At 67.6% G+C, this 9,106-nt stretch carries 7 protein-coding genes; 4 read left to right on the forward strand and 3 right to left on the reverse strand.

Features of this window, described 5'->3' with window-relative positions:
* Nucleotides 1-77 precede the first annotated feature (77 nt).
* Complete coding sequence (locus tag B7L05_RS04765) at nt 78-791, forward strand: hypothetical protein (protein WP_144037124.1); 714 nt, start codon at nt 78-80, stop codon at nt 789-791.
* 4 nt (nt 792-795) lie between these two features.
* Here B7L05_RS04765 and B7L05_RS04770 read toward each other — a convergent pair whose 3' ends face one another.
* From B7L05_RS04770 to B7L05_RS04780, 3 genes are all read right to left on the reverse strand, one after another.
* Nucleotides 796-1,116 carry a multidrug efflux SMR transporter gene (locus B7L05_RS04770; protein ID WP_085809035.1) on the reverse strand — a complete coding sequence of 107 codons (321 nt, stop codon included), beginning with the start codon at nt 1,114-1,116 and terminating at the stop codon, nt 796-798.
* Nucleotides 1,117-1,255: 139 nt separating this feature from the next.
* Complete coding sequence (locus B7L05_RS04775) at nt 1,256-1,783, reverse strand: VOC family protein (RefSeq protein WP_179187117.1); 528 nt, start codon at nt 1,781-1,783, stop codon at nt 1,256-1,258.
* A gap of 374 nt (nt 1,784-2,157) precedes the next feature.
* Nucleotides 2,158-2,418, reverse strand: a complete 261-nt coding sequence (locus B7L05_RS04780; RefSeq protein WP_085809037.1) for a hypothetical protein — start codon at nt 2,416-2,418, stop codon at nt 2,158-2,160.
* Nucleotides 2,419-2,459: 41 nt separating this feature from the next.
* Here B7L05_RS04780 and B7L05_RS04785 point away from each other — a divergent pair, with 41 nt between their 5' ends.
* The 3 genes from B7L05_RS04785 to B7L05_RS04795 form a co-directional block, all read left to right on the forward strand.
* Nucleotides 2,460-3,347 (forward strand): DMT family transporter, encoded by an 888-nt coding sequence (locus B7L05_RS04785; protein ID WP_085809038.1) that lies wholly within the window; start codon nt 2,460-2,462, stop codon nt 3,345-3,347.
* A gap of 98 nt (nt 3,348-3,445) precedes the next feature.
* Entirely contained in the window at nt 3,446-5,872 is a 2,427-nt protein-coding gene (locus B7L05_RS04790; protein ID WP_085809039.1) for a zinc-dependent metalloprotease, read from the forward strand.
* A gap of 382 nt (nt 5,873-6,254) precedes the next feature.
* On the forward strand, nt 6,255-9,106 hold a 2,852-nt coding region (locus tag B7L05_RS04795), incomplete at its 3' end, for a TonB-dependent receptor (RefSeq protein WP_256926601.1).

Raw genomic sequence — 9,106 nt, forward strand, 5'->3', positions numbered from 1 at the left:
AGTTACAAGACTGGCATGAGGTACCGACCGCGCGGGCGCTGGTTCTTGCCTTTTTGTCGACCAGCGGCGGGGCGACGATGCGCGTCGGTGCGCTGGTGCGGCGCGCGGGGATCGTCGGCGCGGATGCCGCGGCGGTGCGCATGGCGCTGGCGCGGCTGGTGCGCGAGGGGCGCGTGCGCCAGGTCGAGCGCGGCGTCTATGCGATCGGCACGACGGGGGTCGCGCTGAACGATCTCGCGCGCGGTTGGCGCACGGCGGAGACCCGGGTGCGCGACTGGCACGGCGGGTGGCTGGTGGTGGTGACCGATCATCTCGGGCGGACCGACAAGCGCCGGCTGCGACAGCGCGAGCGCGCGCTCGCGTTGCAGGGGCTGGCACGGACCGACTGGGGCGCGTGGGTGCGCCCCGATAATCTCGCCGCATCGCGCGACGCGATCGCTGCACGACTGGTGGCACTGGGGCTCGATGACGGGGCGACGATCCTCGGCAACGCGAGTGCCGCGGCGGCAGACAATGCGGCGTGGCGCAACTTGTGGCCGGCCGCCGCGATCGAGTGCGGCTATCGCCACTGGATCGCCGAAATAGCGACGAGCGAGGCGCGCCTCCCCGCGCTGTCGCCGGAGGCGGCGGCGCGCGAGACGCTGCTGCTCGGCCAGGCGGTGATCCGCGCGATCAACCGCGATCCGCTGCTGCCCGCTGCGATGATCGACACCGATCTGCGCGCGGCGATGATCGCGGCGATGCGCCGCTACGACGCGATCGGCAAAGCCGCATGGGCGAAGATCGACTGAACGGTCAGGCGGGCGCGAAGAACTTGGTGCCGACGACGCCGACGATGATCAGCGCGATGAAGCCGATCTGGATCGGTGCCAGCCGCTCGCCGAAGATCACCGCGCCGAAGATGGTGACGCCGACCGCGCCGAGCCCGGTCCACACCGCATAAGCGGTACCCGCCGACAGCCCGCGCATCGCGAGCGCGAGCAGCCCCATGTTGACGAAGCTGAGCGTGATCGGCACCGCCGAGGCGAGCAGCGTCCCCTGCATCGCGGCCCATTTGAGGCTCAGCGCCCAGATGATTTCGGTGACGACGGCAACGCCGAGGATGACCCATGCCATATGGCCTGGCTCCTGATCTTGCGGGCTCTGTTGAAGATGCGGCGGCCGGAAACCCGTAAGAGGCGCACGCGACGCCGCGCGCGATAGAGCGCCCCAGCCCGCCTGTCCACCCGGCGCTATTCAGCGCCGGACCGGCACGTCAGACGCCGGCGGGCATCCAGCGCGGGCCGGTGCGATCGGGATCGTCGAGCGCAATCGGGGCGGGCAAATGGACGAATTCGACGTGCAGCCCCCACGGCGTGTTGCCGAACCAGCATTGGTTACCAGGCCCCTTCTCCTTGCCGCCGAGATCAATCGGCCCGTCGAGCATCGTGCCGCCCGCTTGGCGAAAACGCTCTGCCGCGGCGCCGAGATCGTCGACGTAGAGCGCGAAATGGTGCAGCCCCATGCGCGTCGGGCCGTCGGGAGTGGAACCATGCACGCCGTCGACCTCGAACAGCTCGACATTCGCGCCGTCGGCGATGCGCATCATCCGCATCGCGATGATCCGCGCACCGGGCTCGAGCCCGTTCTTCCCGTGCATCTCCTCGCCGACCTGCGGCTTGCCGCCCTTCTCGATCAACGCGTACAGCGTCTCGGCGCCAAACGCCGCCTTGAAGAATTCCTCCGCCTGTTCGATCTGCGGCACGGTGATGCCGATATGTTCGATGCCCTTGATGTTGCCCACGTGCGTCTCCCGATACGCAGGCGAGAACAGCGGGGGGCGGCGGACGGTTGCATGATCAAGCCCGCTTCCCTCGTCACCGGCGCATAGCCAATGCGCAGCAAGCTGAGCACCTGCCGGCGCAAGGCGCGCTACCCCAGCGCTGACGTGGCGCTGGCGGCAGCGACGTGGGACGGCAGCTTGCGATCGTATCGTTGCGATCGCTGCGGGCACTTCCACCTCACCAGCCGGCGAAAGGGGAAGTTCTTCGGCGCGGGCTGATAGGCGTCCTGTTTGTCAGCCGCCGCGCTCGCCCATAACGTAGCCGACCAGCCACCACAGCGCGAACAGCACGATCCATGCGTAATAGCCGAGCGGGACGGGATCGCGGCTCCGGCTCACGCGGCGGTCTCGACCAGCGGCGCGATTTCGAAAACGTAGCGCGTCCAGCCGCGCTGACGGGCGGCGTCGCGTGTCGCCGCGTCCTTCGCCTGCGCATCCTTCAGCGATTTCTCATGCCCCCAAAACACCTCGGTGCGGCCGTTCGCCAACTCGGCGACGATCCGCCAGTAATGCGTGAACGGCGCCGCGGTCGGCCCGATCGTCTTGGTGTAGCCGTCGGGCATTGTCGCCGTCAGGTATCGCTTCTTTCTGGCCATGGGTGGCGTCTCGCGCTCGTCTCTGCCACGGCGCCCCCACGATGAAGCTCCGCGATTTCCTGCTCTTGGTGCTGGTGTGCCTCGTATGGGGCTATAGCAACGTGCTGAGCAAGATCGTCGTCGGGCAGTGGGCGGTGCCGCCGCTGTTCTTCGCCGCGATCCGCTTCGCCATCGTCATCGCGGCGACGCTGCCGTGGCTGCTGCCGATGCCGCGCCCGCGCTGGCGGATCGTCGCGATCGGCATCCTGATGGGTGCGGGCAATTTCGCACTGCTGTTCATCGGGTTGCAGAGCGCCAGCCCGTCGGCGGCGGCGGTGGTGATCCAGATCGGCGTGCCGTTCACGACGCTGCTGTCGATCGTGGTGCTGGGCGAGCGGATCCACTGGCGCCGCGCCCTTGGCATCGCGCTGACGCTGGCCGGCGTGCTGCTGGTGGTGTGGAACCCCGACGGTATCGCCCTGTCGACCGGGCTGTGGTTCGTCGTCGGCGCGGCGTTCACCGGATCGCTCGGCGCCGTGCTGATGAAGCAGGTGGAGGACGTGAAGCCGCTGCGCTTCCAGGCGTGGGTCGGGCTGGTTTCGTTCGTGCCGCTCGCGCTCGCCTCCGCCGCGTTCGAACATAACCAGTGGGGAAGCGCGGCGGCGGTCGGCTGGCCGTTCGTCGGCGCGGTGCTGTTTGCCGCGCTCGTCGTCTCGGTGCTTGGGCACACGAGCTACTATGGGTTGATCCAGCGCTACGAGGCCAATCTCCTCGCGCCGCTGACGCTGATGACGCCGATATTCACGATCGCGTTCGGCGTGATGCTGACGAGCGACCGGCTCGACGCGCGGATGGTGGCGGGCGCGGTTCTGGCGCTTGCCGGCGTTCTGGTGGTGGCGCTGCGCCAGCGCCCGGCGAGCGCGCTGCTGGCGGAGCGCGAACAGGCCTAGCCCCCTTCGCCGCAGCTCCCCGCGGCCTCGCGCAAAGGCATTTGCAAGCGCGGCACACGTTTCTACGGTCGTCCGCACTTCTCGGGGGAAACGACGCCATGATAATCCGATCGACGCTGCTGCTAGGGGTGGCGCTGGCCATCGCGCCGGTCGCGACCGCGCAAGCGGCGAAGGATCCGCTGGCAGGCACCGAGCGGCTCGACGGGCTGGTGCCGGTGCACGTCGATCGCGCCGACGGGCGCATCCTGCTGTCGCTGCCGCCGGCGGGCAAGGACGGCGTGGTGACGCGGATGCTCTACACTACTGCGCTGCGCACCGGGCTCGGCTCGGCGCCGATCGGGCTCGATCGCGCGCAGCCCGGGCCGGCGCAGATGCTGCTCGTCCGCCGGCTGGGCAAGAAGGTGGCGTTCGAGCTGGAAAATCCACGTTTCCGCGCGACGGGCGCGTCGGCCGCCGAGGCCGCGGCAGCTAGCGACGCCTTTGCAACCTCGACGCTGTGGCTGGGCGACGCGATCCCCGCCGCCGACGGCCGCCTGCTGGTCGACATTGCGCCCTTCCTCGCGCGCGATACCAAGGGGATCGCCGACCAGCTTAAGGCCGGCGGCGAGAAGGGCTGGAAGCTCGTCGGCGAGCTGAGCGCTGCGGACGTCAATGCGGTGAAGGCATTCCCGCTCAACCTCGAGTTCGAGGCGCGGCAAACCTTTGCCAGCGACACGCCCGGCGCGGAGGTGCGCAACATCGCGCCCGATCCGCGCCAGTTCACTTTGGTGGTGCGGCACAGCTTCGTCGCCCTTCCCGCCGGCGGCTACGTGCCGCGCGCGTTCGATCCGCGCGGCGGCAGCTTCTCGACGCAAATCCTCGATTTTGGCGCGCCGCTCGGGCGGCAGATCGTCCGCAACCTTGCCAATCGCTTCCGGCTGGAGAAGACCGATCCCGCGGCCGCGCGATCGCGCGTCACCAAGCCAATCGTCTTCTACATCGACAATGCCGCGCCTGAGCCGATCCGCACGGCGCTGCAAGAAGGCGCGTCGTGGTGGAAGCAGGCGTTCGACGCCGCGGGCTATATCGATGCCTATCGCGTCGAGATCCTGCCCGACGACGCCGACCCGCTCGACATGCGCTACAACGTCGTCAACTGGGTCAATCGCGCGACGCGCGGCTGGTCGTACGGTTATGCCGTCACCGATCCGCGCACCGGCGAGATCCTGAAGGGCGCGGTGCTGCTCGGCTCACTGCGCGTGCGACAAGACATGCTTATCTACGAGGGGTTGGTCGGCGCGGCGAAGACCGGTAGCGGCGGCCCGAACGATCCCGCGCAGGTCGCACTCGCGCGCATCCGCCAGCTCGCCGCGCACGAAGTGGGTCACGCGCTCGGCCTTCTCCATAATTTCGCGGGCAGCACGCAGGATCGCGCATCGGTGATGGATTATCCCGCCCCGCGCATCGGGCTGGTCGACGGCGCGCCTGATCTGTCGGACGCTTATGGCGTGGGGCTTGGCGCGTGGGACGCCTATGCGATCGACTGGCTGTACGGCGATCCGGCGGGGGCTGATCCCGACGCCGCGGCGCGCACCAAGGCCGCCGCGGCGCAGGCGCGCGGGCTGCGCTTCGTCGCGGACGAGAACGCGCGCGCCGCGCCGAGTGCGCAGCCCTGGGGCAGCCTGTGGGACGACGGCGCCGATCCCGCCGCCGAACTCGCGCGGATGATGCAGGTGCGTGCCGCCGCGATCGCGCGGTTCGGGCCGGGCGCGCTTGCCGCGGACGAGCCGGCGGCGAACCTCCGGCGCAAGTTCGTGCCAATCTGGCTGCTGCACCGCTATCAGGTGGAGGCGGCGGCGAAGCTCGTCGGCGGGGTGCAGTCCGAATATGCGATGGCCGGTGACGGGCACGGCGCGGCGGCGGCGGTGCCCGGATCAGCGCAGGCGACAGCGCTCGACGCGCTGCTCGCGACGCTTGATCCCGCCGCGCTCGACGTGCCCGAGGCGCTGATCCCCGCGCTGTCGGCGGGTTGGTCGGGCGACAACGACCGCCAGTTCGATATCGAGGTGATGCGCACCGCGGGGGGCACGGTGTTCGACCCGCTCGTCGCGGCCGACGTCGCCGCGCAGGTGACGTTGGGTGCACTGCTCGCCCCCGCGCGGCTCGCCCGCATCGCCGATCAGCACCGGCGTGATTCAAGCGTGCCCGGCCCCGCCGAGCTTGCCGCACGGCTGATCGCGATCGCATCGAATCGCGCCGCGACGCCGCGCACGGACGCGGTACGGCAGGTGGTCGGACGGCGTATCCTGCTGAGCCTGGCGAAGGCCGCGCGCGATCCGGCGACGGGCACGCTCGCCGCAGGCATGATCGACGCAGCGGTCACCGACTGGGCGCAGGCGCAGGTGCGGCGCAGCAAGGACGAGCGATACGCCGCCGCGACCGCGCGGCTGCTGCTCGATCGCGACGCGCTGCGCGATGAACTCGCACGGGAGAACGCGGCTCCCGAAATCCCGCCGGGCATGCCGATCGGCAGCGATGATCTTTGACCGGCGGGCCCAAGCGTGGCCGATCGGGCAGCGATCGTGCATAACATAGTATAGTAAGACCGTTTACTCATCCGCGGTATTCAAAGGGCTTCTCCGGGTAGGTCAACGCTGCTGCCTCACGGCAACGTCATTATCTAGTCGCGATGAGAAGGAATGTTCGTTCACAGTTTATCGTGTTTTCAATTGCAAATTTAATTTCATCTCTGCCGCATCGCACAAACGAGTGGTTTTCAACTAGGCTCCGGAAAACACGACCGTTTCACTGTGCAACATCGTTGCGCGAACAACTTGACGCACGAAATTTTCAGGCGCAGTTTTAATTGGCATAACGAATGAACCGTAGACCGGCTCAAGCCGGCGCGGGCCTTAGGGGAGGATGTCGATGCGTAAGATCGAATTGTTCGGCGCGACCGCCATGGCGTTGGTCGCGCTGCTGCCGGGGGCGGCGCTGGCGCAGAACGCGCCCGCAGATGCCACGGTGACGCAGGGCGCGGCACCGGCGCAGGGCACGGGCGCGACAGGAGGTACGGGCAGCGACGCTTCGAGCACCGGCTACGGCGCCGACATCGTCGTCACCGCGCAGCGCCAGGCGCAGACACTGCAGGAAGTGCCGATCGCGGTCAGCGCCTTCTCCGCCGCCGCACTCGAGGCGCAGCAGATCGACAACGCGTCCGACCTCCAGCTGACGCTGCCCAACGTCACCTTCTCCAAGGGCAATTTCTCGGGTGCGAGCTTCACCATCCGCGGTATCGGCGACCTGTGCGTCGGCATCTCGTGCGACGCCGCGACCGCGATCCACCTCAACGGCTCGCCGCTGCTCGCCACACGCATCTTCGAGACCGAATATTTCGATCTCGAGCGCGTCGAGGTGCTGCGCGGCCCGCAGGGCACGCTGTTCGGCCGCTCGGCATCGTCGGGCGTGGTCAACTTCATCAGCGCCAAGCCACGCACCGACAAGTTCGCCGCCTCGGCCGAGGCGGAATACGGCAACTACGATTCGATCCGCGCCAAAGCGATGATCAACGTGCCGTTGGGCGAGACGCTCGCCGTGCGCCTCGCGGGCTTCTACCTCAATCGCGACGGCTACACGCGCAATCTCTTCGACAATACCAGCATCGACGGCCGCGATATGTATTCGGTGCGTGGCTCGATCCGTTGGGAGCCGTCGGTCGACACCACCGTCGACGTCCTCGTGTCGTACTTCAAGGAAGACGACGATCGCCTGCGCATCCAGAAGCAGCTGTGCCAGACCGATCCGACCGGCGTGCTCGGCTGCCTTAACAATCGCCGCGACGCGGGGCGTACCAATACCAACTCAACCTTCACCGGCACGCTGGGCAGCCGCGAATTCCTGTCGATCGCCTTCGCCAATCCGGCACTGGGCAACGCATTCGGCCTCGGCAGCCTGTACGGCCAGGATGGCTATGCCGGGAACCCGATCCTCACCGATCCGCGCGAGGTGTTCACCGCGTTCAACCCGACCTACAAGACCGACGAACTGACGGTGCAGGGACGGCTCGAGCATAATTTCGGGCCGATCAAGGCACAGCTGACCGGTTTCTACCACGAGACGACGGTCGATTCATCGCAAGACTACAACCTTGGCGTCAGCAACCGCTCGCTAATCCAGCCGACGCTCAACACGCTGGCGGCGGCCGCGGCGGGCGGCGTGCCCGGGCTGCCGGCGGCGTATTTCCAACCGATCGCGCGCGCGCTGATCCCCAACGGGCCGCAGGGCGATCTGTGCACGTCGCTGCCCGAGAAATCGGGCCTCGGCGTCTATGGCGGTTTTAGCCGCTGCGGGCCGGTCCCCAATGCCTATGACCGGTCGGTGCAGCGGACGCGCGACTGGTCGGCCGAAGCGATCATCTCGTCGGATTTCGACGGCATGTTCAACTTCCTGCTCGGCGGCATCTACGTCGACGCCAAGGTCCGCGACGGTGACTATTACGTCAACGCCTTCGCGATCGACTATGTCACCGGCATCCTCGGCACGTTCGGCGCGCTGGGCGCCGGCCGCGCGCCGGAATTCTCGGCGACGCCGTTCTTCCGCAGCAACACCGATCTGTTCCGCCTGAAGTCCTACGGCATCTTCGGCGAAACCTATTTCGACTTCACCGACACGCTCAAGCTGACGCTGGGTGCGCGTTACAACAACGACAAGAAGTTCGTCCGCTCGCGCTCGACACTGGCGAGCTTCCCGGTGCCATACACGCAGACGGGCAGCGCGTTCGACGCGCCGCGCGCCGCGCTGTACGACGCCGACCCCGTCATCGCCGGTATCCAGCCCTATGCCGTGCGCAACAAGACGTTCGACGAGATCACTGGCCGCGCAGTACTCGACTTCAAGATCACCGACAATAATTTGCTCTATGCCTCCTACTCGCGCGGCTACAAGTCGGGCGGCTTCAACCCGCCGGTGCAGGTGCCGGGGTTGACGGTGCCCGACGCGTTCCAGCCCGAAATCATCAACGCGTTCGAGATCGGATCAAAGAACACCTTCGCCGACGGCAAGCTGACGCTCAATCTCACCGGCTTCTACTACAAGTATAAGGGGCTGCAGCTCAGCCGCATCGTCGCGCGCACTTCGATCAACGACAATATCGATGCCGACATCTGGGGCGTCGAGCTCGAATCGGTGGTGCGGCCGGGCCCGGGCTGGGTGATCAACTTCGGCGCGAGCTATCTCAATACCGAAGTCACCTCGGACGCGCCGTTCATCAACCAGCGCGACGTATCGGGCGGCAACCCGAACACCGTCATCATCAAGGACATCGGCAACGGTTCGAACTGCGTGGTTCGCGCCAACACCGGCGGCGCGGCGACGGCGCAGGCATTCGTCGCCGGCGTCAACGCGGCGCTCGGGCTGCGCGGGCCGGCGGCCTTCCCGACCGACGCCAATCTCGGCGCGGCGACGGGCGCGTTCGGCCTCTGCTCGGTACTGACCGGCGCGTCGTCCGGCACGGCGGGCGCGATCAGCGTGCTGGAGGGTATCGGTGTCAGCCTGAAGGGCAACGAACTGCCACAGGCACCGGTGGTGAAATTCTCCGCCGGCGTGCAGAAGACGTTCGACTTCGCCAACGGCATGAGCCTCGTGCCCCGCGCCGACCTGACCTACACCGGCGAAAGCTTCGGCAACATCTTCAACGGCCGGATCAATCGCATCCAGGGCTACGAGCAGGTCAACGCGCAGATCCAGCTCAACGGCATGGACGAGCGCTGGTTCGTCCGCGG

The organism is Sphingomonas sp. TZW2008, assembly GCF_002117915.1.
Taxonomy (GTDB): domain Bacteria; phylum Pseudomonadota; class Alphaproteobacteria; order Sphingomonadales; family Sphingomonadaceae; genus Sphingomonas.

What these genes read in the sequence shown, in the direction of transcription:
- B7L05_RS04765 (WP_144037124.1), top strand. Translation starts at nt 78, where the DNA reads ATGCGCGTCGGTGCGCTGGTGCGGCGCGCGGGGATCGTCGGCGCGGAT.
- B7L05_RS04780 (WP_085809037.1), bottom strand. Translation starts at nt 2,418, where the DNA reads ATGGCCAGAAAGAAGCGATACCTGACGGCGACAATGCCCGACGGCTAC.
- B7L05_RS04785 (WP_085809038.1), top strand. Translation starts at nt 2,460, where the DNA reads ATGAAGCTCCGCGATTTCCTGCTCTTGGTGCTGGTGTGCCTCGTATGG.
- B7L05_RS04790 (WP_085809039.1), top strand. Translation starts at nt 3,446, where the DNA reads ATGATAATCCGATCGACGCTGCTGCTAGGGGTGGCGCTGGCCATCGCG.
- B7L05_RS04770 (WP_085809035.1), bottom strand. Translation starts at nt 1,116, where the DNA reads ATGGCATGGGTCATCCTCGGCGTTGCCGTCGTCACCGAAATCATCTGG.